The 26,286-nt window shown below is 36.7% G+C and carries 28 protein-coding genes and 1 other annotated feature (1 of these 29 running past the window's edge); of the genes, 14 read left to right on the top strand and 14 right to left on the bottom strand.

Annotated features, from left to right (window positions below; genetic code table 11):
• Nucleotides 1–57 precede the first annotated feature (57 nt).
• The 4 genes from KBP50_RS05270 to KBP50_RS05255 all read left to right on the top strand — a co-directional run bounded on the left by KBP50_RS05270 (nt 58) and on the right by KBP50_RS05255 (nt 2,808).
• Nucleotides 58–783, top strand: a complete 726-nt coding sequence (locus tag KBP50_RS05270; protein WP_050350450.1) for an alpha/beta hydrolase — start codon at nt 58–60, stop codon at nt 781–783.
• 131 nt (nt 784–914) lie between these two features.
• Nucleotides 915–1,433 carry a YjcG family protein gene (locus KBP50_RS05265; protein WP_050350329.1) on the top strand — a complete coding sequence of 173 codons (519 nt, stop codon included), beginning with the start codon at nt 915–917 and terminating at the stop codon, nt 1,431–1,433.
• Nucleotides 1,433–1,867, top strand: a complete 435-nt coding sequence (locus KBP50_RS05260; protein WP_050350328.1) for a GNAT family N-acetyltransferase — start codon at nt 1,433–1,435, stop codon at nt 1,865–1,867. The genes KBP50_RS05265 and KBP50_RS05260 overlap by 1 nt, the downstream gene beginning before the upstream one ends.
• A 230-nt stretch (nt 1,868–2,097) precedes the next feature.
• A complete protein-coding gene (locus tag KBP50_RS05255; protein WP_076362018.1) occupies nt 2,098–2,808 on the top strand; it encodes a DUF421 domain-containing protein in 711 nt (236 codons plus the stop codon).
• Nucleotides 2,809–2,856: 48 nt separating this feature from the next.
• Here the strand turns inward: KBP50_RS05255 and KBP50_RS05250 are convergent, their stop codons facing one another.
• From KBP50_RS05250 to KBP50_RS05240, 3 genes are all read right to left on the bottom strand, one after another.
• Nucleotides 2,857–3,117: a hypothetical protein gene (locus tag KBP50_RS05250; protein WP_050350327.1), complete on the bottom strand. Its 261-nt coding sequence runs from the start codon at nt 3,115–3,117 to the stop codon at nt 2,857–2,859.
• Between the two features lie 75 nt (nt 3,118–3,192).
• Nucleotides 3,193–3,396 (bottom strand): hypothetical protein, encoded by a 204-nt coding sequence (locus tag KBP50_RS05245; RefSeq protein ID WP_050350326.1) that lies wholly within the window; start codon nt 3,394–3,396, stop codon nt 3,193–3,195.
• A 98-nt stretch (nt 3,397–3,494) separates the two neighbouring features.
• Complete coding sequence (locus KBP50_RS05240; RefSeq protein ID WP_050350325.1) at nt 3,495–3,743, bottom strand: hypothetical protein; 249 nt, start codon at nt 3,741–3,743, stop codon at nt 3,495–3,497.
• A 227-nt stretch (nt 3,744–3,970) separates the two neighbouring features.
• Here KBP50_RS05240 and KBP50_RS05235 point away from each other — a divergent pair, with 227 nt between their 5' ends.
• Complete coding sequence (locus tag KBP50_RS05235; RefSeq protein ID WP_050350324.1) at nt 3,971–4,429, top strand: CotY/CotZ family spore coat protein; 459 nt, start codon at nt 3,971–3,973, stop codon at nt 4,427–4,429.
• Between the two features lie 112 nt (nt 4,430–4,541).
• Here KBP50_RS05235 and KBP50_RS05230 read toward each other — a convergent pair whose 3' ends face one another.
• Together KBP50_RS05230 and mgtE are read right to left on the bottom strand one after the other, a co-directional pair.
• Entirely contained in the window at nt 4,542–5,003 is a 462-nt protein-coding gene (locus tag KBP50_RS05230) for a CotO family spore coat protein (RefSeq protein ID WP_050350323.1), read from the bottom strand.
• Between the two features lie 1,068 nt (nt 5,004–6,071).
• Nucleotides 6,072–7,457, bottom strand: a complete 1,386-nt coding sequence (mgtE, locus tag KBP50_RS05225; protein ID WP_050350322.1) for a magnesium transporter — start codon at nt 7,455–7,457, stop codon at nt 6,072–6,074.
• A 174-nt stretch (nt 7,458–7,631) separates the two neighbouring features.
• Here mgtE and prpE point away from each other — a divergent pair, with 174 nt between their 5' ends.
• Nucleotides 7,632–8,378: a bis(5'-nucleosyl)-tetraphosphatase PrpE gene (gene prpE / locus KBP50_RS05220; RefSeq protein ID WP_050350321.1), complete on the top strand. Its 747-nt coding sequence runs from the start codon at nt 7,632–7,634 to the stop codon at nt 8,376–8,378.
• Here the strand turns inward: prpE and KBP50_RS05215 are convergent.
• The 3 genes from KBP50_RS05215 to yjbM form a co-directional block, all read right to left on the bottom strand.
• Nucleotides 8,356–9,237: an RluA family pseudouridine synthase gene (locus KBP50_RS05215; RefSeq protein ID WP_050350320.1), complete on the bottom strand. Its 882-nt coding sequence runs from the start codon at nt 9,235–9,237 to the stop codon at nt 8,356–8,358. The two genes, prpE and KBP50_RS05215, sit on opposite strands and share 23 nt — an antisense overlap.
• A gap of 21 nt (nt 9,238–9,258) precedes the next feature.
• Nucleotides 9,259–10,062, bottom strand: a complete 804-nt coding sequence (locus KBP50_RS05210) for an NAD kinase (protein ID WP_050350319.1) — start codon at nt 10,060–10,062, stop codon at nt 9,259–9,261.
• Nucleotides 10,063–10,431: 369 nt separating this feature from the next.
• On the bottom strand, nt 10,432–11,040 hold the full coding sequence (gene yjbM / locus KBP50_RS05205) for a GTP diphosphokinase (RefSeq protein ID WP_050350318.1): 609 nt from the start codon (nt 11,038–11,040) through the stop codon (nt 10,432–10,434).
• A 165-nt stretch (nt 11,041–11,205) separates the two neighbouring features.
• Here yjbM and KBP50_RS05200 point away from each other — a divergent pair, with 165 nt between their 5' ends.
• From KBP50_RS05200 to KBP50_RS05185, 4 genes are all read left to right on the top strand, one after another.
• Nucleotides 11,206–11,772, top strand: a complete 567-nt coding sequence (locus tag KBP50_RS05200) for a CYTH domain-containing protein (RefSeq protein ID WP_050350317.1) — start codon at nt 11,206–11,208, stop codon at nt 11,770–11,772.
• 120 nt (nt 11,773–11,892) lie between these two features.
• The gene (locus KBP50_RS05195; protein WP_050350316.1) at nt 11,893–12,276 is read left to right on the top strand and encodes a globin domain-containing protein; all 384 of its coding nucleotides are present in this window, start codon (nt 11,893–11,895) and stop codon (nt 12,274–12,276) included.
• Nucleotides 12,277–12,293: 17 nt separating this feature from the next.
• A complete protein-coding gene (locus KBP50_RS05190; RefSeq protein ID WP_050350315.1) occupies nt 12,294–13,184 on the top strand; it encodes a ClpXP adapter SpxH family protein in 891 nt (296 codons plus the stop codon).
• Between the two features lie 1,212 nt (nt 13,185–14,396).
• On the top strand, nt 14,397–14,576 hold the full coding sequence (locus tag KBP50_RS05185; RefSeq protein WP_050350314.1) for a hypothetical protein: 180 nt from the start codon (nt 14,397–14,399) through the stop codon (nt 14,574–14,576).
• Between the two features lie 270 nt (nt 14,577–14,846).
• On the opposite strand, the gene pepF is transcribed toward KBP50_RS05185, so the two are convergent.
• The 4 genes from pepF to spxA form a co-directional block, all read right to left on the bottom strand.
• Complete coding sequence (gene pepF, locus KBP50_RS05180) at nt 14,847–16,655, bottom strand: oligoendopeptidase F (protein ID WP_050350313.1); 1,809 nt, start codon at nt 16,653–16,655, stop codon at nt 14,847–14,849.
• A gap of 122 nt (nt 16,656–16,777) precedes the next feature.
• Nucleotides 16,778–17,971, bottom strand: coding sequence for a competence protein CoiA (locus KBP50_RS05175; RefSeq protein ID WP_050350312.1), 1,194 nt, complete (start codon nt 17,969–17,971; stop codon nt 16,778–16,780).
• Nucleotides 17,972–18,493: 522 nt separating this feature from the next.
• On the bottom strand, nt 18,494–19,180 hold the full coding sequence (gene mecA / locus KBP50_RS05170; RefSeq protein ID WP_050350311.1) for an adaptor protein MecA: 687 nt from the start codon (nt 19,178–19,180) through the stop codon (nt 18,494–18,496).
• A gap of 530 nt (nt 19,181–19,710) precedes the next feature.
• The gene (gene spxA, locus KBP50_RS05165; protein WP_050350310.1) at nt 19,711–20,106 is read right to left on the bottom strand and encodes a transcriptional regulator SpxA; all 396 of its coding nucleotides are present in this window, start codon (nt 20,104–20,106) and stop codon (nt 19,711–19,713) included.
• Nucleotides 20,107–20,494: 388 nt separating this feature from the next.
• On the opposite strand from spxA, the gene KBP50_RS05160 reads away from it, so the two are divergent.
• Together KBP50_RS05160 and KBP50_RS05155 are read left to right on the top strand one after the other, a co-directional pair.
• Nucleotides 20,495–20,827, top strand: a complete 333-nt coding sequence (locus tag KBP50_RS05160; RefSeq protein ID WP_050350309.1) for a P-II family nitrogen regulator — start codon at nt 20,495–20,497, stop codon at nt 20,825–20,827.
• A gap of 16 nt (nt 20,828–20,843) precedes the next feature.
• Entirely contained in the window at nt 20,844–21,218 is a 375-nt protein-coding gene (locus KBP50_RS05155; protein WP_082240858.1) for an ammonium transporter, read from the top strand.
• A gap of 422 nt (nt 21,219–21,640) precedes the next feature.
• Here the strand turns inward: KBP50_RS05155 and KBP50_RS05150 are convergent, their stop codons facing one another.
• Nucleotides 21,641–22,228, bottom strand: a complete 588-nt coding sequence (locus tag KBP50_RS05150) for a GNAT family N-acetyltransferase (protein WP_050350307.1) — start codon at nt 22,226–22,228, stop codon at nt 21,641–21,643.
• 178 nt (nt 22,229–22,406) lie between these two features.
• Nucleotides 22,407–23,609, bottom strand: a complete 1,203-nt coding sequence (locus tag KBP50_RS05145; RefSeq protein ID WP_050350306.1) for a putative glycoside hydrolase — start codon at nt 23,607–23,609, stop codon at nt 22,407–22,409.
• 291 nt (nt 23,610–23,900) lie between these two features.
• On the opposite strand from KBP50_RS05145, the gene selD reads away from it, so the two are divergent.
• Both selD and mnmH read left to right on the top strand, forming a co-directional pair.
• Nucleotides 23,901–24,950, top strand: coding sequence for a selenide, water dikinase SelD (selD, locus tag KBP50_RS05140; RefSeq protein ID WP_050350305.1), 1,050 nt, complete (start codon nt 23,901–23,903; stop codon nt 24,948–24,950).
• Nucleotides 24,951–24,970: 20 nt separating this feature from the next.
• On the top strand, nt 24,971–26,014 hold the full coding sequence (mnmH, locus tag KBP50_RS05135; protein WP_050350448.1) for a tRNA 2-selenouridine(34) synthase MnmH: 1,044 nt from the start codon (nt 24,971–24,973) through the stop codon (nt 26,012–26,014).
• Between the two features lie 159 nt (nt 26,015–26,173).
• Nucleotides 26,174–26,286, top strand: a binding site (T-box leader) (it continues 65 nt past the right edge of the window).

Raw genomic sequence — 26,286 nt, 5'->3', positions numbered from 1 at the left:
GGAACCCTTATATACGGGGGAAAAACACAGCAAATGAATAAAGGAGTGCAAAAGCCTGTGGGAAGAAAAGGTTCCATGATTGAAAAACAAATTAATAGTACGTATTTACAAGAAAATATGACTTTAATGATTTATCAGCCAGAAGGTTTTTCTCCACTGTATAAATATAATCTATGCATTATGCAAGATGGCAATGATTATTATCAGCTTGGCAGAATAGCTACTTTAAGTGACAAACTCCATGATAGCCAGGATATTTCCAATACCATCTTTGTTGGTATTCACTATAAAGATAAGTTTGATCGCCGTGACAAATATCATCCAAGCGGCATACAAAACGAAGCGTATATGAAATTTTTATGCCATGAAATCGTCCCACTCCTAGAAGAATTATTTCCAACGTATTATATGGGACAATCGAGAACTTTATTGGGAGACTCCTTAGCTGGAACCCTTGCTCTTTTGACAGCAATTCGGTATCCAAACACATTTGGCAAAGTTATTATGCAATCTCCTTATGTGGACAATACTGTTTTAGAAGCGGTAAAGTCAGCTAGAGATATGGATCGAATTGACATATATCATACAATCGGACTAGAAGAGACAAATGTAAAAATGACAAATGGTGAAAGGATGGATTTCCTTACACCAAATCGCAAACTCCACCAATTATTAAAAAGTACTGCTACCAGCTACGATTATTATGAATTAGAAAATGGCGAACATACTTGGAAATACTGGCAAAAAGATTTGAAACGTGCCTTAACTTCCATGTTTCTGTAATATTTTTCAGATAGTGCAAAATACTCTCTTATTTTATTGTTATTTTTGTTATAATAAAGGTTAAGTTTAACTAGCTTTTTGGGATCTGGAACATTGCATAATCATTGATTCTAACGAGGAGGTTTTATGAAATGAAATACGGCATTGTTATTTTTCCAACGAAAGAAATCCAAGATGAAGCAAACTCTTATCGAAAAAGGTACGATCCACACTATGCTTTAATTCCTCCGCATATTACATTGAAAGGAGCTTTTGAAGCAGACGATCAGCTTATTGAAAGTTTAATTATAGAATTAAAGCGGATTGCCAATGAAACAAAACCGTTTACGATTAATATCAACAAGGTAAGTACATTTGCTCCGGTTACCAATACCGTTTATTTAAAAGTAGAGCCAAGACAAGAGCTTATTGACTTATATGAAAAGATGCATACTGGTAAATTTCCTGACAATCAGGAATATGCGTTTGTTCCACATATTACCATTGCTCAAAAGCTACCACACGATGAATACTCCGATGTGTACAGTAGCTTAAGTATGAAAAAAATTCGTTTTGAAGACACGATCGACCGCTTCCAATTAATGTATCAATTAGAAAATGGTTCTTGGACGGTTTATGAAACTTTTGTATTCGGGAAAGAGTACCTATAATGATAACACGAGTAACTACAAAGGAAGAACTGGAACACGCCTATCATGTCCGTACTATAGTCTTTATTCAGGAACAAAATGTTTCTCCTGAGGAAGAAATGGATGAATATGATGATGAAGCGATCCACTTTATTGCTTACGATGGTAAAACTCCCATTGGAGCTAGTCGTCTGCGCTTTGTAGATAACTATGGCAAGCTAGAAAGAATTTGTGTACTAAATGAATACCGTGGTCAATCGATTGGTAAACAATTGATTCAGGCGATGGAACAAGCTGTGCTTGAGCATGGATATCACAAGTCTAAGTTAAATGGGCAAACGCATGCAGAAAGTTTTTACCATCATTTAGGCTATGAAACGGTTTCCGATGAGTTTCTAGATGCAGGAATACCGCATGTTACGATGATAAAACTGTTAACTGTCCCGTCCAAATAATCAGTCTACTTAAGCTTTACATTGAAACTTCATACTATGATTTTCTTTGAATAAAAGACCGATTAATGGAGTGATATTTTTGAGATCCATTTCTTTCATGCAGTATTTGCAGCATCTTAGATTCGATATATAACAGGAGTTGGTGAAATTATACCAGCTCCTGTTTTTATGAATGATTTTCTGCTATCTGGTAAACCTAAAACTGATCGTGCTCCAAGGAGGTCATTCATTTGAATTATTATTTGCAAATGCTTATTGATACCATATTTGGATTTGCAGCTTTGTTTTTACTTACAAAAGTATTAGGGAAAACGCAAATCACCCAATTAACTCCATTTGATTTCATATCTGCATTAATCCTTGGAGAATTAGTTGGAAATGCGTTATTTGACAAAGAAGCGAGTGTTGTAGAGATTGGCTTTGTGATCGTACTTTGGGGAGGACTGATTTATTTGACAGAAATTATTACTCAAAAATTCAAACGTACACGTAGCATATTGGAGGGTGGACCTGATTTTGTCATTTATCGTGGAAAACTAATTAGAGATGTGATGAAAAAGAATAATCTTGATATTAACCAATTGCATAGTTTATTGCGTGCAAAAGATGTATTTTCTTTAAAAGAGGTAGAATTTGCGTTCATGGAAACAAATGGAACCGTCTCTGTTATTCGGAAACCTCCATACCAAACACCAAACAAACAAGAGCTTCAAGTTTCTACAGAGAAAGTAAATTTAGCCACCACGCTAATTAATGATGGTGAAATTATTTATGATAATTTAAAAGAAAAAAATTTAACCGAAGAGTGGTTAATGGAGCAATTAGAATCGCAGCAATATAAAAGCGTAACTGACGTTTTTTACGCAGAATATAAAAAAGGAGAAGATTTATTTATTCTCCCTTTTGTAAATAGAAATCATTACAAATACGATGGGAAGTAATCAGCATTACTTTCCACCGTATTCACTGGAGATACAAAAAACGCTTCCTCATATTTCTTTGCTAAATCGTTCTCCTTTCCTGTACATGCCATAAAACTTAGACGCGTTCCGTACGTCCTGTTGTCTTAACACGTACCGATCATATCCTGCTGTATGGAAACGTTCATATTGTCTTGATAATTGCTGATGACGTTTATCAAGTACGCTTTTAAATGGACGATGAACTGGTATCGTATCCTGTTGCTTTGTATTCATTCTTTGGTGATATTGCTGATATTGGTATTGCTTTATTGGCAATATATATCCCATTACCACCACTCCTTTATTTACTGTAATCTGCCTTTCTATTAGTATATACCCTTTTTTAGGAAAGTCTATTCTTTTTTACTCTTCTAATTTGCTTCCGATTTTTTTCAGGACGTTTTCGATTTGGACGATTTGTTTTAAAAAAGCGTCATTCCAGGCATCTATTTCCATTTCCCACTGTTCTGCTTTCTTATCTGGATATTGCAGCCACTTTTCATTTTTCTGAAGGTGCTTATCAATAATGTCCATGTTTTGTAACCATTTGGGTTCAGATGTACTCATATTTTCTTCCCCAATGTTAAATACCCTTTTAGCATATTTGGTGAAATGTTCAAAGAGTATCTATTACTTAGCAAGTGCTCTTGAAGCACTAGCTTCATTTAAAACCAGGAAAATGGCGATCTGCGCTCATCTTCTCTATGTTCGTCATCATCTTCTTTAAGATCTTCATTCTCAAAGGATTCCTCTTGCTCATATTCTTCGTTTTCATCCTTATCTATAGGACGGCTTGAAAAGAATGGATCTCTCCTATGCGGTGGACGTGGGGCTCGCTGTGGTTCAATAAAGACATTATCTGCTTTAATAACAAGATCCTTCACATGAATAACCTGCTTTTTTCTTTCTGACATTTGTATGTCACTCCTCCTTATTATGGTCGTTATTAGTCTATGTTCCATTTTGAAATCAGTATAGTCATTCGCCCGTAATTTATTAGAAAACGATAGGCAAAGAAATCCACTTCATTCATCTTGATTCTCTTCTTAGAATTAATGGTAGTGCCCACACAATCCTTGTATTCATACATATTCTAGTAAAGACAAATGAGTCAATTACAAGTTGAAAGGAGAAATAATTCATGGGTTGTGGAAAAGAATTTGATACAGGAAATTGCGTATGTGATATTTTAAAGGAGATAGCTGATGCACAAAATGATGTCATTGAAAATTGCTGCGACTCCAGCTGCGAGCAATCAATTAATGATCTTCTAGGAGAAAGAGATCAAGGAAATGGACTTGATACCGTTCCTGTAATTTTGTACTGTAAAGGAAATTGTAAGCCATTTAAAGGTTTCGGGGCTCATCCAAATGATATCGGTGATATCGTTGCAAGCTTCTTCTTTAGAGTAAAAAAGGTAAAAGATGATTGTTGCGCGGTTCTTGAACTATTAAGAGACCCTCGCGATGATAAAGCGAACCCTGATGATCCAGTAGAGCAAGATACCAAACCATTACGCGCTACAGGAATTTGTATAACAGTAGACTTAAACTGCTTCTGCCATGTAACCTGTCTACCAGCAATTAATGCATTGAACTAATTTCAAGATGAACACTGAGATAATATTGTCTCGGTGTTCATCAACACAATATGAACTTTAAAAAATAAAGCACATGCAAAAGTGGGACTAAACCAGTCCCACTACATCCAATTTAAAAACCCAGGAGCTTAATATGCTTAATATCATCTAAACTTACTTTTGTACTGGATGAACGATTACCTACGCGAATAAATACATCGTTTCCTTCAGCTCCGGTGATGACACCACGATATGTCCGTTGCTCTGTTTTAATTTCACACTTTAATTTTGGGGCATAGCTGGGAGATTTAATAAAATAATCCACTTTTTCTTCAATGGACAAGTCTTTAAATTTTGGCTTTTCTCCAGCTTGCTCACTTTCTTTTGTTTCTTCCTCCACGTCCTCTTCTTGGTTCGTAAAATTTTTGTTAAACGATGGATGCCGCATCGCTTTCTTCTTCCCCCCGTCAGTAGTTGATTTTACACGTTGTTCTTTCTTTGGCGTCACATACATATGCTGCATAGGAGCATACAGGTCCCTTTCATTTGGTTGATGGATGAAAAGTAATGGTTTTTTGGCATACTTCTTCCCCATTCCTTCTTCCCCCTTTCCTTAACTTCATTATATGAAACTACCCATGGAAATGTGTTGTTCTCAATATATGCAACAAATTTAAAAGTACAACAAATAGTATAAATCCACTCTAGCCGTTCCCACAGAGGCACAATTTGAACTTTGAATCACCAAAAAGGAGAATTGCCCTTAAAAACCAATGTTGAAATTGGATGCATTAATTTCTTTATCCCAACAAATGTTATAGAGCCTTTATATTAGACTTTGGACGAGATTGGCGTTTGCATAAGCGTACAAGATCCCGCCTCCTTTTATGCCGACATTCTTTTGAAATAATAGCAAGACAAATCCCCCACAATGGACTTTCTCCTCCTAGATAGTCGCCATGCTTAGCACAAAGGCGCAAGCGCCCGTTTAGTAACGTAGCGAATGGAACGAATCAACTGAGATAAAGGAATCATGCCCCTGCAACCAGGGGTATGACGACGTCGGGCGGCAAGCCCGTTTTTAGTCGGCCTTCCCCTTAGCGACGAACCGATGATGACTTATCGTAGGGCGATTTCGTGAAGTCGCCTAGTTGCTGGGCGATGGAGCCGGACGTGGCTATTCAGTTATTTCGTTATCTCCAAGCACCTAATTTTATACTTTCTTATTCTGGCACAAAGGCGCAAGCGCCCGTTTAGCAACGTAGCGAATGGAACGAATCAACTAAAGATAAAGGAATCATGCCACTAAAAACAGGGGTATGCCGGCGCCTGAGCGGCAAGCCCGTTTTTAGTCGGCCTTCCCCTAGCGACGAACCGATGAGGCCTTATCGTAGGGCTCATTTCTAAAGTCGCATCGTTGCTGGGCAATGGAGCCGGACGTGGCTGCGGTTATTTCGTTATCTCCAAGCGCCTAAATTTATACTTTCTTATCTCTTTAGAAAAACTTGGCTTGTCGCCAAGTCTTATGGCGGAAGCCTTTGTTTTTCTTAACTATAAACCAAAAAAATCTTATACTTTTCTATAGAGCAAATAAGCCGAACAATTATAAATGGATTGTTCGGCTTTTGCTATATAGTATTTGCTTATGTCCCAGCCTCTTTCTCTAGGTTAAAAACCTCATGAAAAAAGTTGCCAAACTAAAATAAATTAGAATAGAAATTATATCATTAATTGTCGTTATAAAAGGACCTGATGCTACCGCAGGGTCAATTTTAATACGATCCATAAAAATAGGAACCAATGCACCGGCAAGTGTAGCTACAAATAAAGTTGCAGCAATGGAAATCCCGACTAGCAATCCTAAATAAAAATCATGCTTCCAAACATAAATGACGAGCATAATAACAATACCGCAAATAATACCGTTTATTAACCCTGTGCTCGCTTCCCGTAATACGAGCTTCATCTTCCCTTGCTTACCATAATCGCCGCTTGCTAAGCCACGAACTGCAACTGCTAATGCTTGGGTGCCTGAGTTCCCTGCCATTCCAGCGATTAGAGGTATAAAAATAGCTAACACAGCTACTTGATTTAACGTTTCTTCAAACCGACCAATTAAACTGGCAGTAAACATACCTAGAAATAACAAAATGACTAACCACGGTAAACGTTTTTTCACGGAAATTAACGCACTATCGTTAGGCCTTTCTACATCAGTTACCCCAGCAAGCTTGGAATAGTCATCGCTTGCTTCTTCTTCCATAACATCCATAATATCGTCTACAGTGATAATTCCTAATAAATGATCTTGAAAATCCACAACTGGTAACGCCAAGAAATCATAGTCTCGCATCATTTGCGCGATTTCTTCCTGGTCTTTTCCTACAGATACAGCAACTACTTTCTCCATCATGATAGCTTCTATTCGTGTATCTTCTTGGGCTACAATTAAATCTCTTAACGATAGCACACCGACTAAGCGTTTATCTTCATCTAACACATACAAATAATAAATCGTTTCTGCATCAGGAGCTTGTTCCTTTAATTGTTGCATCGTTTGCTTTGCTGTGTTCGTTTTATAAGTCGCAATATATTCGGTGGTCATAATACTACCAGCAGTTTTTTCTTCATAATGCAATAATTGCTTTATTTCATCTGCTGCAGATGGATCCATAATGGTCAAAAAGCTGGCAATATGGTCTTTATCCATCTCATTCAGTATATCAACCGCATTATCCGCCGACATCTCTGCCAAAACCATGGAAGCAAATCGTGGATCCATTTCGCTAATTAAATCACGAACCTGTTCCTCTTCATCCATACTCTCCATAATATCGGCAACCTCTTCTGGAGATAAGTAGGTATAGATTTGCAAACGGACAGATTTTTCCTGTTCGATGAAAAACATGGCTTGATCATAAGGATGCATATCAAGGAATTCGTTGCGAAACCCTTCTATATTGTCCAGTTCCAAAGTTTGCTGTAGTTTCTCCCAATGCTGCTCATACTGCTCTTCATAATCTTTATCATAACGATGATTGGTTTCCATACGATCACTTCCTTCTACCCTATTCTCATTACCTGTTTTGGAATCGAATAAACCCTTTTACTTGGATGAATAACAGGGGTTTGTTTATAATATAGAACAACTTATGCCGTTTATAGAATGTTTATCACGGACATATCATATCCAAAAACAGACAACAAATCAAGGAGTGTTTTGATGAAAATAGATGTAATTGGCGATGTTCACGGATGTTTAGAGGAATTAGAACAATTATTCTACAAACTAGGGTACAAAAAAGAACAGGGGATTTTTATTCACCCAAACCAACGTATACCAGTGTTTGTGGGCGATATCACCGATAGAGGGCCACATTCGTTAAAGGTGATATCGCTCGTATATCATATGGTTGTTATCCATAAAAGAGCACGTTATGTTCCTGGAAATCACTGTAATAAATTATATCGGTATTTTTTAGGAAATAAGGTGCAATTACGTCACGGCTTGGAAACGACTGTCGCTGAATATAATAACTGCTCAGCAGAAATGCAATCTACCATACGTCACCAATTTATCACATTATATGAACAAGCTCCCCTGTACTTACATCTACCAAACATAAACGCAATCATTGCCCACGCCGGCATAAAAGAAAGCTACATTGGAAGAAATGATAAGCGCGTAAAAACTTTTGTGTTATATGGAGATATAACTGGTGAATTCCATGCTGATGGTCGACCGGTCCGCCGTGATTGGGCAAAGTTTTATAAGGGAGATAATTGGATTATTTATGGACATACACCTGTTTTAGAGCCGCGCTTTTTAAACAAAACAGTGAATATTGATACTGGCTGTGTCTTTGGGAATCAATTAACGGCATTTTGTCTGCCTGAAGAAAAAATAGTGGCTGTCCCTTCTAAACAGCCATTCGTTCAAGAGAAATTTACAACTTTTGAAGTGCCGTAACCATATCCATTGGTAACTTTGCCGAAAAATGCAATATCTGTTTTGTCATTGGATGTGGTAATGACAAGGAATAACAGTGTAATGCTTGACGTTGAATAATGTTGAGGGAGCCTCCGTATAATGTGTCCCCACACAGAGGATGTCCAATTCCAGAAAAATGAACGCGAATTTGATGTGTTCTACCTGTCTCTAACTGAACATTAATGAAGGAATATAATTCCAAATCTCGTTCCACATGATAATGTGTAATTGCTCGTTTCCCATCAGACCGAATTTCTCGCTCTATGATGGAATCAGCTTTTCTCCCAATTGGCGCATCAATGGTTCCTGATGGCTTACTCAACGAACCTTCAACGATAGCCTGATATTTTCGATTTACCTCACCAGCCTGTTGTAAAGCGGATAAAATAGAATGACTGTACCTGTGCTTGGCAACTAGCATCAATCCAGAAGTATCTTTGTCCAGCCTTGTAACGATATGAACCGTATAGGTACTATGATGTTTCTCATAATGCGCTAGTAATCCATTGGCTATGGTACCTTCTGGATAGTGATAAGATGGAATAACAGCTATTCCTGGAGGTTTATCAATCACAATAATGTCGTTATCCTCATAAACAATGGATAGGGGGATATTCTCTGGAACCATCAGGTTGCCCCGCTTTTCTATCGGCAATTCAATTTTCACTTTATCTCCTGTTGCTAAAGCATAACGAACAGATTGTTCTATACCATTCACTAAAATCAATCCGCCATCAAATTTAATCGTTTTTAAAATCCTCCTTGAAAATCCTTGAACCTGACGGAGGTAATCGCGAAGCAGCATTCCTTCGTGCTGTTGTTCAATTTTCCATTCCATATTTTCGTCACTTTCCCGCCATTAGTTATTGTCATCTGCCACAAACGATTCACGCACACGTTTCCAAAACGGAAATTGACGAAAACGAGCAAATCGTATACGCTCTTCAGCTACACGACATTGGATCGATTTCACATTTGCATAGTTCGTTGTAAAATGATCAATTGCAATTAAAAAGCTACGATCTACTACAGGCTTCAATAAGCATGTATGATGCTTTGGTAAAATGAGCGGTGAGCCTATTGTTCGAAACACCCGATTATTGATGGATGCCATTTCTGTCAATTGAATGGCGTCAATAGAAGGGTGAATGATTCCTCCACCTAATGCTTTATTATATGCGGTACTACCTGAAGGTGTAGAAATACATAACCCATCACCACGAAATGTTTCAAAATGCTCTCCTTTAATTTCAACATCAAAAACGACAGAGCCATCGGACGTCTTTATTGTAGCCTCGTTTAAAGCTAAAAAGCGGTCCTCTATACCACCTGATTTTCCCCGAATGATTACTTCTAGTAACGGATATTCAACAATTTGAAATGGGGTTTTGGCAATTTCAATAATTAATTTCTCTACTTCATCTGGAACCCAGTCAGCATAAAAACCGAGGTGTCCAGTATGTATGCCGATAAATGCTGTTTCCTTTAAACGCTGTACATAGGTATGAAAAGCTTCTAAAAAAGTTCCATCTCCACCAACAGATATGACTAAGTCAGGCTCATTTTGATCATACTCCAATTGAAAATCTGTTAAATACTGCTTTATTGTCGCTTTTATTTGTTCGGAGCGCTCGTCTCCTTTTGATACAATAGCGAACTTCATCATTGCCTCCTCCTCTCATTTTTTAAGTAATAAAGTGAACCTTCCATCAGTGGGGCTTTTCATTCCCCCCACTGATTGTTAGTAGCCCAAGGGATGACCTAAAGGCCTCTTACGAAACAGGGCATTTAGGTGCTGTTTATCTCCCACTTAGACTTGTTGCAGTACAGATATGATCCAACTCCTCAAGTGGGAATCTTACAGCACCTTATATATGGGATATATTGCACGCTTGTTCAGTAAGGACAAGCATTCCTATCTTATAAATGATCAAAGTAACATAACGCATTCGTATTGAAACATGAAACAAGATTCGAATGCCCACTCATGAATAAAAAAGTCATTCCTTTGTTATAAAGCTTAGGGAGGTCTCTACTTTCGATGAAACATTTTTTGAGCTTCTTGAACTTCATGTTTAATCTTTGACATTTCTTCATCCAATTGAAAAGCAGCTTCTGCTGCATTTTGCAACCGCACTTTAATATTAGCTGGTATACTACCCCTATACTTATAATTTAACGAATGCTCATTGGTCGCCCAAAAATTCATGGCCAGTGTTCGAATTTGAATTTCTGCTAACAATTTTTTCATGCCCGTTATTGTCTCTACCGGATACTCAATAATGAGATGGTAGGATCGATAACCACTTTCTTTTTTCTCAGACACATAATCTTTTTCTTCAATAATAGTTAAATCATTTCTAGCGCGAATCATTTCTACAACGGTATAAATGTCATCTACAAATTGACACATAACTCTTACACCTGCAATATCTTGGATTTCAGTTTCTATATCTTCCAATAAGATTTTCCGATTCTCAGCTTTTTCGATAATACTAGGTACTGGTTTTACACGACCAGTTATAAATTCTATCGGTGAATGTTCAGATTCGTATTCGAACTGTTTACGAATTCCTTTTAATTTGATTTTTAATTCTTCAACAACTTGCGCATATGGCGCTAGTATGGACTGCCAGTTCACATTAAACACCGCCTATAGGTTGAATCAAATTATAAGCAAAAAAATAGTTATAAGCCCCTATTATTGTACCATAAATTGTAGCGATAACTAATCTTTGCAAATTTACAACAGATTAGCGATAATCAATGATAGCACAACTGTAGTAAATCCTAGAGGAGGTCGAGTATGACCCAAGAAATAGAAATTGAATTTAAAAATTTATTAACTCCCAGTGAGTACAATAAATTATTAACTGATATCCCATTTCCAATCGAAGCGATAACTCAAACCAATTATTATTTTGAAACAAAGGAGCGCACTTTGCAAGATTTAGGGAGCGCATTACGAATTAGGCAAAAAAATGGACGTTATCAACTAACTTTAAAACAGCCGCATAAGCATGGTCTGCTTGAGACACATGATATGTTAACAGAAACAGAGGCAGAAGCTTGTATCCATGGGGAAATGGTTGAAAAGAAAGCAACTGCTAAACAGCTAAAACAGCTAGGTATAGATATCCATTCTTTACAATGCCTTGGCAGTCTAACTACCGAACGCAGGGAATTGCAGATAGAAGATATTCTTCTCGTTTTAGATTATAGTATGTATAATGGAAAAGCAGACTATGAGCTCGAACTAGAGGCTACATCACAAGAATCGGGCATTGATTATTTCCATAAATTACTACACAAGTTTGGAATTCCTATACGCAACACACCTAATAAAATTGAACGGTTCTTTACCAGTTTGTAGCCTTTTTTAAAAATAGAGGTTCTCAAATACCTCTCTTTATTTAGAGCTTGGATAATCAGATTATTTGCCCAGCAAGCCTTCCGTTGCTACAATATATAGAAACTGGTAAGGGGACTGCACATGAAGAACCAAACAAACTCTATTTTTGAAGCAATTGGTGGGATACCTGCCGTTGAGCGACTGGTTGAAGCGTTCTATGTAAGAGTTGGCAAACATCCTGATTTAATTCCTATATTTCCAGAAGATTTAACAGAAACAATCCATAAACAAAAATTGTTCCTCACTCAATTTTTTGGTGGACCGCCCTTATATGCAGAAGAACGAGGGCATCCAATGTTGCGCAGGAGGCATTTACCTTTTAAAATTACTCCAGCACATAAAGATGCTTGGCTTAATTGTATGGCACATGCACTCATCGAAGCAGAAATCGAAGAACCTTATCGTTCAGCTATATTTGAAAAACTAACCTTAACTGCAAACCACATGATGAACACGCCAGAATAGGAGAAAGGAGAATCGGTGTGAGTTGGGAATATTCCGGAGTAGATCCCTTGTATCAAAACACATCGGAAAAATATAGCTTTTTTGATTTTGTTCAGAAGCCCATTGAAATTTATGTTTTTATTGACCCACTCTGTCCGGAGTGCTGGGCACTTGAGCCGTTTTTAAAGAAACTTTCTACAGAATATGGTCGTTTCTTTACGATTCGTCCGATCATAAGCGGTCATTTAATCACGTTAAATCAAGATAATTTCGATCGTCCCAGAAACATTAGAGATTTTTGGGAAAAAACAGCAAAACGAACAGGAATGTGTTGTGATGGGGATTTGTGGGTGGAAAACCCTGTAACCAGCCCATGGATTGCTTCTTTAGCCATCAAAGCAGCTGAACTACAAGGGAAAAAAGCAGGAAAGATGTTTCTTCGTAAAATCCGTGAAAGTGCGTTCTTATATAAACAAAATATTTCTAAAGAAGCCACACTTTTAGCTTGTGCTGAAGAAGCTCATTTAGACGTTAACGAATTCGCGTCTGATCTATATTCCACATCAGCAAAAAAAGCATTTCAATCTGATGTTAAACTCACGAATGAAATGGAAGTTGATTACATTCCAACGATTGTTTTTTTTAACCAACTAACAGAAGAGCAAGGAATTAAAATTTCAGGCCTTTATCCATATGATATTTACGTGCGCGTACTAAGAGAAATATTGAAAAAGCAGCCCATTCCTTCGGAGAAACCAATGTTGGAAGATTTTCTTTCTTACCACAAAACCGTAAGCACCAAAGAAATAGCAGTTGTTTATGACTGGACATCAACGAAAGCTGAGCGGGAATTGAAAAAACTGCAATTAAAGCAAAAGGTAAAACGTATCCCTATCAAACATGGCAGCTTCTGGGTGTATCAATCATAACGAACAATCCCTATTCTCAATACGTATAACAGTGAGTGAATAAGGTAAATCTTTCTTTCATCCATGGGTTTTCTTCCATACCCACTAGTGATTATTAGTACTGTTAGAGTATGAACTAGTGGTCTCTGAACAGAATTGAGCATTTAACTTGCAGTTGGATCGTTCCCTCTCTCCCATGATAGAAGGGCAAGTCTTACTGCCAGTTACATCGAGGTAAAAACAAACAAACTTGAAATCATCCAAAATAATATGTAGATTTTGCAATAATGATTCATGGAAATATGATTTTATACGGCTAGCTTACTCACTTTCTGTAAATCCATATCATCCAAAAGCCTTTTTTTAGGGCTTTTTTTATTTTTTTACAGAACAAAGGCGCGGGTCGCCCGTTTAGCAACGTAGCGAATGGAACGAATCAACTAAAGATAAAGGAATCATATCACTAAAAACAGGGGTATGCCGACGCCTGAGCGGCAAGCCCGTTTTTAGTCGGCCTTCCCCTTAGCGACGAACCGATGAGGCCTTATCGTAGGGCGCATTTCTAAAGTCGCCTAGTTGGGCGATGGAGCCGGACGTGACTAGTCGGTTATTTCGTTATCCACAAGCACCTTATTTTATAGGTTCCTATACAACACAAAGAAAGAAGGATATGCGGGGCAGCGCATATCCTTCTTTTCTCTTTGTAATAACAAAGGGGGATGGGAGAAAGTTTCATGATCAAACAAAGGGGTTTTGTTTGTATCTAACTTACATTCTTAATATACCAAGTAATTTTATTAGACGCAAGCTTTTTGTGCATCGTTTCACAAAAATGTCACGAATAAAACGCTTACTTGTCAAATTTACTATTTTGGATAGCTAAAACAGGCATTTTAGAACTAAAAAAGACCACAAATAAAGTAAAACTTTTATCAGTGGGGCTAACGACAGCTTATATTCGGGATAAAGTGAACCATCAGTGTCTATACTCCATTGTTGGTAATACCATAAGAGTATGATCTAGAGACTTTGAACAGAATAGGACGTTTGACTTTCCCGTTAGATCCTCTACTATCTCCTAGGATGAAATGACAGGTTTTACTATCAGTTACGTGTGGAATAAATTTCCATCCCTTAACATACGCTAGTAAAAATCATATTATAAGTAAATTTCTTAAGCGTAGACGAATATTGAAAGCAGATTGTTAATAATTTATATATGGAGGTGATCAAATGAAACAGTTCATACAACCGATTCTTTTTTTAATTTTAACTGGAGTTGCTTTTATTTTAAACATTTTAGGTCTGATGCAAGTTATTCCGCTTTATATTACATTGCCCCTATTATTTATTGCTATCTATTTAACTATCTATTCCTTTGTTCATAGACGTACATATCGAGGTATGCGTTAAAAATATTAAGCTTGCAGTCGTAATTGTGAACTCCGGCGAATTCACTATGAACTTCGGCAATTATCCATTATTATCCAATTAAAACAAAAATTAAAATCCCGAGATCAGTTAAGCACTCAGGATTTTGTATATTCTTATTTTTGTCCTCCCCCCATTTTGCAGCACATCAAATACTAAAACGGTTTGTAAAAAATAGCACAGATCATTGTTCTACATTGCCTACTCTTCCATGAACAAAAGCAAGGCGCCAAATTGCACCTTGCTTTCCATTTAGTTAAGCAGTTCTTCCAGTTGCTCTAACTTTTCAGCAAACACATCTAATGCATCTAAAACGGTTTGCTTGCTATTCATATCAACGCCTGCTTTTTTCAATACTTCAATTGGATAATCACTGCTGCCAGCTTTTAGAAAATCAATGTAGCGCTCAACTGCACCTTCATTTTCTGTTAAAATTTGCTGTGCTAAAGCAGTTGCAGCCGAATAGCCAGTTGCATACTGATACACATAATAATTGTAATAGAAGTGAGGAATTCGTGCCCACTCGAGGCCAATTTCTTCATCAGACACGACGTCATCACCGTAGTATTTTTTATTTAAGTCATAATAAATTTCTGTAAGTTTTTCCGCAGTCAAAGCTTCTCCTTGCTGCTGCTTTACATGGATCAAATGTTCAAACTCAGCAAACATAGTTTGGCGGAATACTGTACCTCTAAATCCTTCTAGAAAATGGTTTAACAAATATAGCTTTTGCTTTTCGTCATTGAGATTATTCAATAAATAGTCATTTAACAATGCTTCATTACATGTAGAAGCAACTTCAGCAACAAATATGGAATAGTTTCCATAGCGATACGGTTGGTTATTTCTCGTATAGTAACTGTGTACAGAGTGCCCTAATTCGTGTGCTAATGTAAACATATCATTTACATTGTCCTGCCAATTTAACAGGATATACGGATTAGTTCCATATGCTCCAGAGGAATATGCCCCACTGCGCTTGCCTCTGTTTTCTTCCACATCAATCCACCGATTGTCATATGCTTGTTTCACGATCTCCAAATAGTCCTCACCTAAAGGCGCAAGTCCTTCTAGTACATACTGTTGTGCTTTTTCATAGGTTATCTGCATATTAGCATCTTGAACAAGTGGAGTGTAAATATCGTACATATGCAATTCATCTAACCCTAATACCTTTTTACGCAATTTAATATATCGATGAAGCAAAGGTAAGCGCTCATTGACAGCTTCAACTAAATTGTCGTAAACTTTTTCCGGAATATTATTATCATCAAGAGCAGCTTGTCTAGCAGAATCATAATTTCGGACTTTGGCAATGAAATTGTCCTTTTTAATATTTCCACTTAATGTAGACGCAAAGGTGTTTTTAAACTTACCGTAAGTTTCATACATCGCTTGAAAAGCTGCCTTACGTACTGAACGATCTTGTGATTCCATAAATCGGATATATCTACCATGTGTAACATCCACTTCTTCTCCATTTTCATCTTTAATGGACGGAAAAGTTAGATCGGCATTATTCAACATACCGAATGTCTGTGAGGTAGCTCCTAAAGGCTCTGAAGCTTCCGCCAGGATCGCTTCTTCCCGCTTATTTAAAATATGTGGTCTTTGGCGGGTAATTTCATCCAATGTCTTTTTATAATTTTGCAACCCTTTTTCTTCTTGTAAAAACTGTTTTAATGTTGATTCGTCAATCTCCAAAATCTCTGGAACGATATAACTCATTTTACTGGACGCAACTGTAAGTACGTTTTCAGCTTGTGCATTTAGCCGCTGATAAAAAGAGTTTGCTGTATCCTGATCATAGCGCATATGCGAATATGTAAACAGCTTGCCCAACCGCTCTGATAATTGATCTTGAAGCTTTAACACATCATATAAGTTTTTCGCAGAAGCACCTAGTTTGCCTTGAAAAGTCTCAATTTCAGGGATAGCTTTTTGCAAATCTGCCAATTCTTTTTCCCATGCTTCATCTGTTTCAAAAATATCCTCTAATCTCCATGTTAATTCAACTGGGATTTCCTCTCTTTTAGGTAACTCTTTACTTGCTTTTGCCACTTAAATACCTCCTTATTGTTCTTTACTAGGATACCTCTTTCAGCACCCTCTATAAAGAAATTCGCTTTCCTATTACTTTTTCCTGTTCATTTTTAAAATCATTTGTTATTTAGTATAGCTTATTATCTACGAAACATGCCTTTATTTTGCTTTTTCAATTTACGGAGAAGTCGTTTATCTGCAGCAACGGCCTCATCGATTGTTGTCGGAAAATAGATTGCCGATTGTTTTACAAACGTTGTTATGGATTGTTGCCTAAATATACAAAGCTGGTGAAGAATTGACATATATTCTTGTAATGGGTTGTACGTATCGGAAATTAAAGGAAAGTCTTCATTTGATCTGCTATTTTGATGTATGATTGGCGCCTGTGATTCGATATTGATAGCTCCTCCAATTTTACACCATACTAATTGTTCAATCACCCATCGACTTTGCCATTTCCAAAGTGGGCTTTGCATGATAATTTGCGATCGAAGCGGCAAATAAATGATTGAAGGAAGTGTATGGAGATATAAATTTTTACTATAAAGCCACCTATGCCATCGAAGCTCCTGATTGGAAAGTCTATTTCGTGGCTTTGTTCGGAAGACTAACTTTTCTTTATCCCATAATGTATATAATTTTTCTCTAGTAAATAGTGTATCCTGAAACAATTCTAAAAACGAGACTTGAGGGAGAGTGTGAGCTGTTAGGATTCCGAGTGCCGATTGTTTCGTTACCATATATAAATCTTGAACAATAATGATTTGTTTTGTGGATGGGCAAAGGAAGAAAATGCGAGGAGATATATCTAAGGAAAATTGATGAATAAAAAATTGAATAAATGTATTTACCCGCAGTTTATTCGTACTGCTTCGTTGCAAATGCTTTGCTCCCAAAACCCAAAGCGGTGTAATACCGATGGAACGGTATCCTTCTGTTCGGGCTTTTAAAACTTCTGGAGAAATAGTTGCACATTGATATTCGATAGCTATTCGCTTTTTTCCAATGTTAAGAAGAAGATCTGGTCGTTGCTTAATTTCTTTTACATACGGTTCTAATTGAACCGCTAAATTCTGTTCCCTCAGCCACTTAAAAAGCAACATCTTTCCTTGTTCATGATATACGCCTTCCCCCCCTTCAAAAGAGCGACATTCTTTTATTGAACGATGGGCAAAATGAGGAATGACCTTTTTACCAGCACGTATATATACGGCCCCTTTACAAACAGGACAAAGAAAATCTTGCTCGCTTTTCTTAATGTCTACTATTTCTTGAAATGATTTCGTAAACAAAGTTACTTTGTTCCCATACCGATCTATAGCTTGCAGCATGAAAACCCTCCCTTATACCGACAATTTTATTAGGCTGAAAACATGATCCTCCTGTTGGTTAAATCTCGTCCATACGATATTTACGCAATGATAAACTTAGTATAAGCTTCATATTTTCTTTTCTCAATCGAAGCAATAGTTTGTATGTAGCGGACATTTCATCAAGGTATACGGTTCACTTTGAACTAGGATAAGTCTAAAATTGCAAATATGAGTTAGAAACCATGCTAGATCACAACAGCGCATTTCTTTATCCTAGCAAACTGAACAATCCGTATTTTATAGTTTTCAGCTCATGTAGACGCTGTGCTAAGGTAGCTTATCTTATTCTACTGTTTGAAAGCGAAATCATATTGATGAAAAGACAAATAGAGATAATTTATTGAGGTATACAAAAGTTGAAAATCCTAAATAGAAAAGCATTGAAATATGAGAGAAGTCAAAACTGAAAGGAATTGGAATATATTAAATGTACCCTAGGGATATGGAGGAATTAAATATATAGGCACCCATCCTGAGTGCCTATATATTTGCTGGGAAATGTGATCTAACTTCTGAAAACGTGTTACGATCAAAGATTATTTTTCCATATTCGGATAATACATGAATGGTAATATCTGTATCGTTACCAAACTCAAAAACTTTGCTAATCATATTCTCTTGTTCTTCTTCTTCTAAATCCTCTTCTGAGAATTCCATATATAAATAATAGATATCGTTGTAATGGTACAATGTTTCTATTGTTCCAACATCGTCATTAGTAAAGTAGTGGCTTAACTGTATAACATCTTCAAAGTCTTTGAAGCTAACAATAATCCAAAGATTTTCGTCACTATCTGGCTCACTAACTTCTTCATCATCTTCTTTGCCAAACCTGTCTTCCAACATATTTTCAATTTTCTTGTCCACAGGAAAATCTACCGTATTTCCATCATCTGTTTGTAATTCGATGCTGTCACCATTTTTAGAAATTTGTGCCTTTGTTACAATTATTTCCAGACCCTTCTCTAGAGCTTGAACTTGAATCCATAAAGGTCCATCGACATTGAAATCCTCTTTATAATTCACTTCATCCATCATTTGCCAGAATAACTGTTCACTTCGTTCTCGATTGTACCAAATTTCTTCACGCTCAAAACCGCGATCTTCAATATCCATATATGAAATGTAAAACTTAACTGTATTTTCATTTATTCTTTCAATTTCCATTTTTTTCTCCCCCTTCTTTTTTAGGTAGGTGGAAGGTACGTCTTACCACATACAACTTATAGCACAATACCCTTATTTGTTTATTCTTAACCTTATTGTATTCAGCATAAAAGTTTCACATTCTCTCCTCTTTTCAACCAAGGAAACCTTTAAAAAAGAAAACTATACACTTAATCATATTGTATGATAAGAAGAGACGATTTGGAAACATATATGCCTATTTAATTAGTATCATATTTTAACCTATATTTAAAGATTTGTCACGTTCTTTTTGTTACGAATTTGGCAATAAGAAATAGCCTACTTTTTTTACCTGCTTGTGGTATTTTAATACGTTCGCCTCCTTACTATTAGGCTTATAATTCACATTTAGGCAAATGAGTATATATGTTTCCATGTAAAAAAACACAGAACCAAACGTAAGGTCTGTGTTTTTTACTAATCCCTCAAAGTTGCCGTCCACTTATACTTGCTTTAATATGCTACCACAGTCATTTTCCCTAAATAAACCTACCCTTTCATGCACAAGGTTAGTTAACCATTCTCTGCGCTTCACGTAATTGAAATGTACGTACTGTTCTTGGAAGGAAACGACGGATTTCGTCTTCGTTATAACCTACTTGGAGACGCTTTTCATCTAAAATAATTGGTCTTCTCAAGAGGCCTGGGTTTTGCTGAATTAAATTAAAGAGGTCTTTCATCGGTAATTGATCAATATTTACATCTAATTTTTGAAAAACTTTTGACCGAGTTGAAATAATTTCATCCGTACCATTTTCAGTCATACGCAAAATTTCCTTTATTTCATCCAATGTTAACGGTTCGGAAAATATATTACGTTCCGTAAACGGTATATTATGTTCTTCCAACCATGCTTTAGCTTTTCTACACGATGTACAACTTGGTGAGGTATAAAGTGTAACCATCAAAAACTTCACTCCTCATTCTAAATAGTTTATTCCTTTATAAACTTTGAATGTTTTATCAAATTAAAATAAGTTTAAATTACCTTATATGTAGATTATACTACAAATGTCAAGCGAAAGGTAGAGGATATTTGAGAAAAATTTAGGTTTTGCACTTATTCATGAAATTATTTTTTATCAATTACTTGTAAATTACCCATAATTATTTTTATTTAAACCTGCTATATGAAAAAATTACACATTTTCTCTATTTTATTGAAGATTTGGCGCTAAATTTTTGGATAAATTTAAAAAATATCCTTGATTTTATTTTATTACCCATTATGATATTTTAAATAAATTTATATGTTAGGTTTCCTAACGCGAGAGGAGAGTTGGATTTGAAAAAATTAAAGCCATTATTCGACCAGAAAAATTTCAGCTTTTACGCAAAGCACTTTCTCAGGCAGGAGTTGGTGGCTTGACCATTACCGAAGCTGCAGGGACCGGAAAGCAAAAAGGGCAGGAAGGATCGTTCCGTGGAAATTATTTCCACATGGAGCTTTTACCTAAAATTAAAGTTGAAACAGTAGTAACAGAACAACAAGTCGATGACATTATTGAAGTCATTCTCACCCATTATCATACAGGTAACGTTGGGGACGGAAAAATATCTGTATCCCAGGTGGAAGAAGCAATTCGAATTCGAACTGGGAAAAAAGGAAAAGAATTTGTGCAATAATTAACTAGTTGAAGGAATCCATTTATTAGATGCAAAACTAAGAATTGATGATCCGGTTGGAGCAATTGCAGTTCACAGACTATGCGGTATTTGGGGGACATTGGCAGTCGGTCTTTTTTCAACTTCTTCCGGTTTATTCAATGGAAATGGTTTAATACAACTTGGCATTCAAAGTGTTGGTGTTATGGCAGTTGTCTTTTGGACTACGGCTTGTTTAGGCACTCTTCTATGGGTCATCAAGCAAGTAACTTCATTGCGGGTTTCAAAAGAAGAAGAAATAGCCAGGCTGGATTTTATCGAACACGGTTCAAATGCTTATGCACTTAAAGAGGTTTTTGTTTCCAGTGACGAGGCATCTATAGCTCTGAACTCGGGCTGGCTGCTAAACTGAATCATTTGTCTAAAACAGAAGAAGTTGGCTAAGGTTCCCTTCTCTTAAATAATTTTCATAGAAGATTTACATTGCACGCATCCCGCCAATGTTCCATGCGTCCACCAAATGCTTGTAAATTGTAGAAAAGAGACTGGGACATAAGCAAATACTAAATAGCAAAAACCGAACAATCCATTTATAATTGTTCGGCTTATTTGCATTAAAAAAAATTTCTATCACCGCTATGTCAAAATACTTCGCTTTCCGCAGGTCTCCTCAGCTTCCTCGGAAAGCAAAGGACATTTCCTGCGAGATCTTCAGCTCGAGCTATTCCCGCATATTTTGACTACGCTAAAAACTTGTGTTTACACAAGGACTGATTTATTGTTCATTTTTTAATCAGCTGTTTTAGTTTTGTTCCAGCCTATTTTCTATTCCATTTACTTATCAACTTGCAAATCATCAAAAATATTATTCATTTCTCGATTCTCATCATATGTTAAAACTTCATCTACATGCTGGTAAGACTGACCATAAACTTCTTTATCCTTATACGTATGGATATCCTCATACATTTGCTTTATCTGTTCATATATAAAATCCTCTGATTCATTATTTGGCGACCAATATAGTATTTCCATTTGTGTATCTTTATCGGTAGCAAGTGAACGTCTGCTGTATCCAATGGATTGTGCGTGTGTAAAACCTTCTCTCCTATAAAAATGCAAACGTTTTGCTGTATCCGTATCTTCATAATCCACTGGCTCTACCTCTAAGATAATCGGTTTACTTTTTTCTTTTAATTTCTTAATTAAAGAATGCCCAATTCCTTTCCCTCTTGCTTTAGCTGACACCCATAAATAATCAATAAAAATGAACGTATCAAATTCCGCATACATCAATACATGCAAATCACTTTCATCCTTATAGTAGACGTCAGCTTTTTCTTCCAATAGTCTCTCCATATGTTCCTTTGACTTCATCTCTTCTACTGGAAAATACTTATTTAACTTCACGTACCAATTCATTGATCTACTCCCTTGTTTTTCGTAGTCCTTATAAGTATAACGAAAAAAAGAATATTTGTTAAATTGCCACTACACTTATTTTAGATTTCACATATGGATGGGGTTTCATGCAAAAAGAAATAGAAAATGGAAAAGCTTTACTTTTTCAAGAAAAAAGCAAGCTTTTCCATCATCTTTATTACTCTTTTAATCCAATTGTATAATCAACATTTTCTGTATACGTATTACCAGCATTCCAAAGCAGGAATTCGTTTATTCCATTCTCATACAATGCCTTAATTTGTGCTTCTACTTCAGCTTTTCCGTATTGTTTCGTTGCACCTGAATATAACCATGGTGCTTCAAAGTCCTGTAGCCAAGGTCTTGATAATGGAGGTTCTTCTAATGCTCCCAATACTTTATTTTCTACTTTCGCATATTCTTTCACTAATTTGTATGGCTCTGCGTCTGGATTTTCAATACCAAAATAGGAAGTCCAATGACTCGGATAAATCATCGATGAAATAATATCTACGTTCTCAGATATTTTGGAGAAATTTTGCCCAATTCCTGGTGCCTCTTCAATTGTAGCCGCGTAGCCAAAAATGTCTACAGAGACATCCACATCATAATTGGATAATTCTTCTCGAGCGTATTTCACAAAATCAGTGACTGCTTGGACGCGTTTTTGAACATCATCTAAATCACTGTCCTTATAATCTCCTAAGCTATAATCCAATTCCTTATCTCTTGTTTCAAAACCTTCTGGAAAACGAACATAGTCGAATTGTATTTCTTGAAAGCCCATTTTTGCTGCCATTTTGGCTACTTCTATGTTATATTCCCACACTTCTTTTTGGAAAGGATTAACAAACGCTTCACCTTTACCATTAACCCACACTTGCCCGTTTTTCTTGAATGAAAGTTCAGGACGTTTCTTTGCAAGAACAGAATCTTTAAAGACAACGATCCTAGCAATCGGGTAGATCCCTTTTTCTTCAAGCACCTCCATCATTTTCTCTGGTTCCTTAATATAATCTTGTGCCATATCTTCATATGGAGATCCTTCCTCAGGTGTAAAGGTTAAATGGCCATTATCTTCTTTCACATCAATAACCATCGTGTTTAATTCGGTTTTCTCAATAAGATCAACAAGGGAGTTGAATTTACTTCCTCCTGCAGAATTTCCAGTAACATATATACCACGTACTGCATCTGGATATTCAAACTGATAATCTGACTTATGTACAAACCGTTTCATTTTATCGTCTAACGGCTTAAGACTAAATTCACGCTCTTGATGTAAACTAGCAGTTGTAGTTTCTTCTCCATGTACAATTACAGGAACACTTAGTAATGCAATGCTAATCGCTGAGATTAGTAGATTCCGAGTTTTTTTCATACATATCAATCTCCATTTTAATAATATGATTCTAGTATAAAGGAAAGTATGTCAATTTTGAATGAAAAATATCATTTTATGTTGAAAATGATTACCATTTCCTATATTACTGGTTAATTAGAAATAGGGAACGGTAGAAGGAAGCTTCCTCTTTATTAAACGCTAACTAATTACAGTTTGAAACATGAGTATTTTGTCGCGTATTCATATACATAACCGCCCCCTATATGCAAAATTAAAAAGTTTGTTCTATAATATGGAATAGATATATTAAGAAAGGAAGTCTTCTTTATGACGAAGAATAATGTGAAGCTTACCACACTTACTACCAAAGGAGGTTGTGGCTGTAAAATCGGCCCTGCTGATTTAGCAGACATAATAAAACAGCTCCCTTCGCCCACTCCAAACCGAAACGTCCTTGTCGGTTTAGATACGAGTGATGATGCAGGAGTATATCAAATTAATGAAGATACGGCCATCGTGCAAACAGTAGATTTCTTCACACCCATCGTAGATGATCCATATTCATTTGGACAAATTGCCGCAGCTAACGCCATTAGTGATATTTACGCTATGGGCGGTACACCAATAACGGCATTGAATATCGTTGCTTTCCCAGTCTCCACCTTAGATAAGCAAATTTTAACTGATATACTACGTGGCGCTGGTGATAAATTGGCAGAAGCAGGTGTTGCGTTAGTAGGCGGACATTCCATTGATGACAAGGAACCCAAATTCGGTCTCGCCGTAACCGGGATCGTACATCCTGACAAAGTACGAACAAACAGCGAGGTACAGCCAAATGATAAACTAATCCTGACAAAACCAATTGGTGTAGGTGTCTTAACGACATCGATTAAGCGAAATTTACTTACAGATGCCGAAACCAAGCATGTCACTGAAGTAATGGCTACTTTAAATAAAACAGCCGCTGATATCATGCAGCATTATCATGTTCATGCATGTACAGACGTCACTGGCTTTGGATTGTTGGGACATGCTACCGAAATGGCAGTTGCTAGTGAGATCAGCCTAAATATTTATGACCATCTAGTTCCTAAATTGCCTAGAGTTAAAGAGCTCGCAGCATTAGGCGCGGTCCCTGGGGGAACAAAGAACAATTTTCAACATGTGCAAGGAAAGGTGACTTTTCCAAATAGCATGGACCAAATAGATCAATGGATTTTATGTGATGCTGTTACCTCTGGCGGTCTGCTAATGGCTGTAGGAGACGACGAGGCAGATCAGTTGCTTGCTAATTTACAAACAGCTGGTATACCCGCTGCAATTATTGGCGAGGCTACAGAAGATACGAAGGCGCATATTTACGTACAGGAGTAATGGAAAGAGGTGGCAAAACATTGTTTCAAGATATGACTATCGAAGAATTACGGTCAATCATGCGAACAGAGAAACTAGCGCTTATTGACGTACGATCTCCTTCCGAGTATAACAACGCCACTATTCCCGGTAGTATTAATATTCCATTTTTTAACGATGTAGAAAGAGCAGAGATTGGTACATTATATAAGCAAGTGAGCCCGGAAACTGCTAAGGAACGAGGATTACAAATTATTTCTGCCAAGCTCCCCGATTTTGTAAAGCGTTTTTCTAAGATAGAAGGTAAAAAGGTGGTGTTTTGTTGGCGTGGCGGTATGCGCAGTAAAACATCGGCTACTGTTTTAGATTTAATGGGGATTCATGTTCATCGCTTGAAAGGCGGCTACCGCTGCTATCGGAATTGGGTTGTGCAAACGATGGAAAACCTAGAGTGGAATGCCAAGGCATTGGTGCTAAATGGCCATACAGGCTCAGGGAAAACAAAAATGCTTAAAAAGTTAGCACAGGAAAATTACCCCGTCATTGATCTGGAAGGAATGGCTAACCACCGTGGTTCCATATTTGGTCAAATTGGCTTACAACCACATAACCAAAAAACATTTGATGCACTGCTTATAGAACAAATTGAATTGTTCAAGCAATCACCTGTTATACTCGTTGAAGGTGAAAGTAAACGAATTGGACGCGTACTGTTACCTGACTTTCTATTAGCAAAGAAAGCACAAGGCATGCAATTTATTATTGAAGTTCCTATTGAACAACGAACGAAGGAAATTATAAATGAATACCAGCCTTGGAAGCACGAAAAAGCATGTCTTGAGGCTTTTAGACGTATAAAGAAGCGGATCCACACACCGATCGCTAAAACCATTGAAGAGGATTTAAAGTTAGGACGTTACGATATTGCTGTTAGGCTATTGCTAGAATATTATTATGACCCTTTATACGACTATACAACGAAACAAATTCCAAATGAGAAAAAAATTATAATTAAAGCAAAGGATATTACCGAGGCCTATCGTTTACTAAAAGAACAGATCGACAGAAGTTATCGCATCGCATAACATCTAGCTTTGACTTTCACGAAAGCTATTTCCAGTTTACAGGAGACAATGTCTTCATTCCATATATATAGTTAAACGACATGTCGAAGCACGATCAAGATATAATCCGTGCTACTTGCAATTTCCAACTAAGATTTATATAATAATAAAAACTCAATATTACTAGCGATGACAAAGATAAAGTACAATTGCCCGCTGATTTTTAGAGAGCTTATGGTTGGTGGAAATAAGCATCAAGGTAAATTGGAATTGGGCTTTCGAGCTAATGAACT

This window comes from Virgibacillus pantothenticus (assembly GCF_018075365.1).
In the GTDB taxonomy this organism is placed as follows: Bacteria; Bacillota; Bacilli; order Bacillales; family Amphibacillaceae; genus Virgibacillus; species Virgibacillus pantothenticus.
This window is presented reverse-complemented; position numbering and strand designations above follow the sequence as displayed.

Bases quoted from the DNA above. Each gene is read 5' to 3' on its own strand.
- mecA (WP_050350311.1), bottom strand. From the start codon at position 19,180: ATGGAAATTGAAAGAATAAATGAAAATACAGTTAAGTTTTACATTTCA.
- spxA (WP_050350310.1), bottom strand. From the start codon at position 20,106: ATGGTTACACTTTATACCTCACCAAGTTGTACATCGTGTAGAAAAGCT.
- KBP50_RS05175 (WP_050350312.1), bottom strand. From the start codon at position 17,971: ATGCTGCAAGCTATAGATCGGTATGGGAACAAAGTAACTTTGTTTACG.
- KBP50_RS05145 (WP_050350306.1), bottom strand. From the start codon at position 23,609: ATGAAAAAAACTCGGAATCTACTAATCTCAGCGATTAGCATTGCATTA.
- KBP50_RS05215 (WP_050350320.1), bottom strand. From the start codon at position 9,237: ATGGAATGGAAAATTGAACAACAGCACGAAGGAATGCTGCTTCGCGAT.
- KBP50_RS05265 (WP_050350329.1), top strand. From the start codon at position 915: ATGAAATACGGCATTGTTATTTTTCCAACGAAAGAAATCCAAGATGAA.
- KBP50_RS05195 (WP_050350316.1), top strand. From the start codon at position 11,893: ATGAAGAACCAAACAAACTCTATTTTTGAAGCAATTGGTGGGATACCT.
- KBP50_RS05240 (WP_050350325.1), bottom strand. From the start codon at position 3,743: ATGTCAGAAAGAAAAAAGCAGGTTATTCATGTGAAGGATCTTGTTATT.
- mgtE (WP_050350322.1), bottom strand. From the start codon at position 7,457: ATGGAAACCAATCATCGTTATGATAAAGATTATGAAGAGCAGTATGAG.
- KBP50_RS05200 (WP_050350317.1), top strand. From the start codon at position 11,206: ATGACCCAAGAAATAGAAATTGAATTTAAAAATTTATTAACTCCCAGT.
- KBP50_RS05245 (WP_050350326.1), bottom strand. From the start codon at position 3,396: ATGAGTACATCTGAACCCAAATGGTTACAAAACATGGACATTATTGAT.
- KBP50_RS05235 (WP_050350324.1), top strand. From the start codon at position 3,971: ATGGGTTGTGGAAAAGAATTTGATACAGGAAATTGCGTATGTGATATT.
- KBP50_RS05260 (WP_050350328.1), top strand. From the start codon at position 1,433: ATGATAACACGAGTAACTACAAAGGAAGAACTGGAACACGCCTATCAT.
- KBP50_RS05230 (WP_050350323.1), bottom strand. From the start codon at position 5,003: ATGGGGAAGAAGTATGCCAAAAAACCATTACTTTTCATCCATCAACCA.
- prpE (WP_050350321.1), top strand. From the start codon at position 7,632: ATGAAAATAGATGTAATTGGCGATGTTCACGGATGTTTAGAGGAATTA.
- selD (WP_050350305.1), top strand. From the start codon at position 23,901: ATGACGAAGAATAATGTGAAGCTTACCACACTTACTACCAAAGGAGGT.
- KBP50_RS05250 (WP_050350327.1), bottom strand. From the start codon at position 3,117: ATGGGATATATATTGCCAATAAAGCAATACCAATATCAGCAATATCAC.
- KBP50_RS05185 (WP_050350314.1), top strand. From the start codon at position 14,397: ATGAAACAGTTCATACAACCGATTCTTTTTTTAATTTTAACTGGAGTT.
- KBP50_RS05210 (WP_050350319.1), bottom strand. From the start codon at position 10,062: ATGAAGTTCGCTATTGTATCAAAAGGAGACGAGCGCTCCGAACAAATA.
- KBP50_RS05150 (WP_050350307.1), bottom strand. From the start codon at position 22,228: ATGAATTGGTACGTGAAGTTAAATAAGTATTTTCCAGTAGAAGAGATG.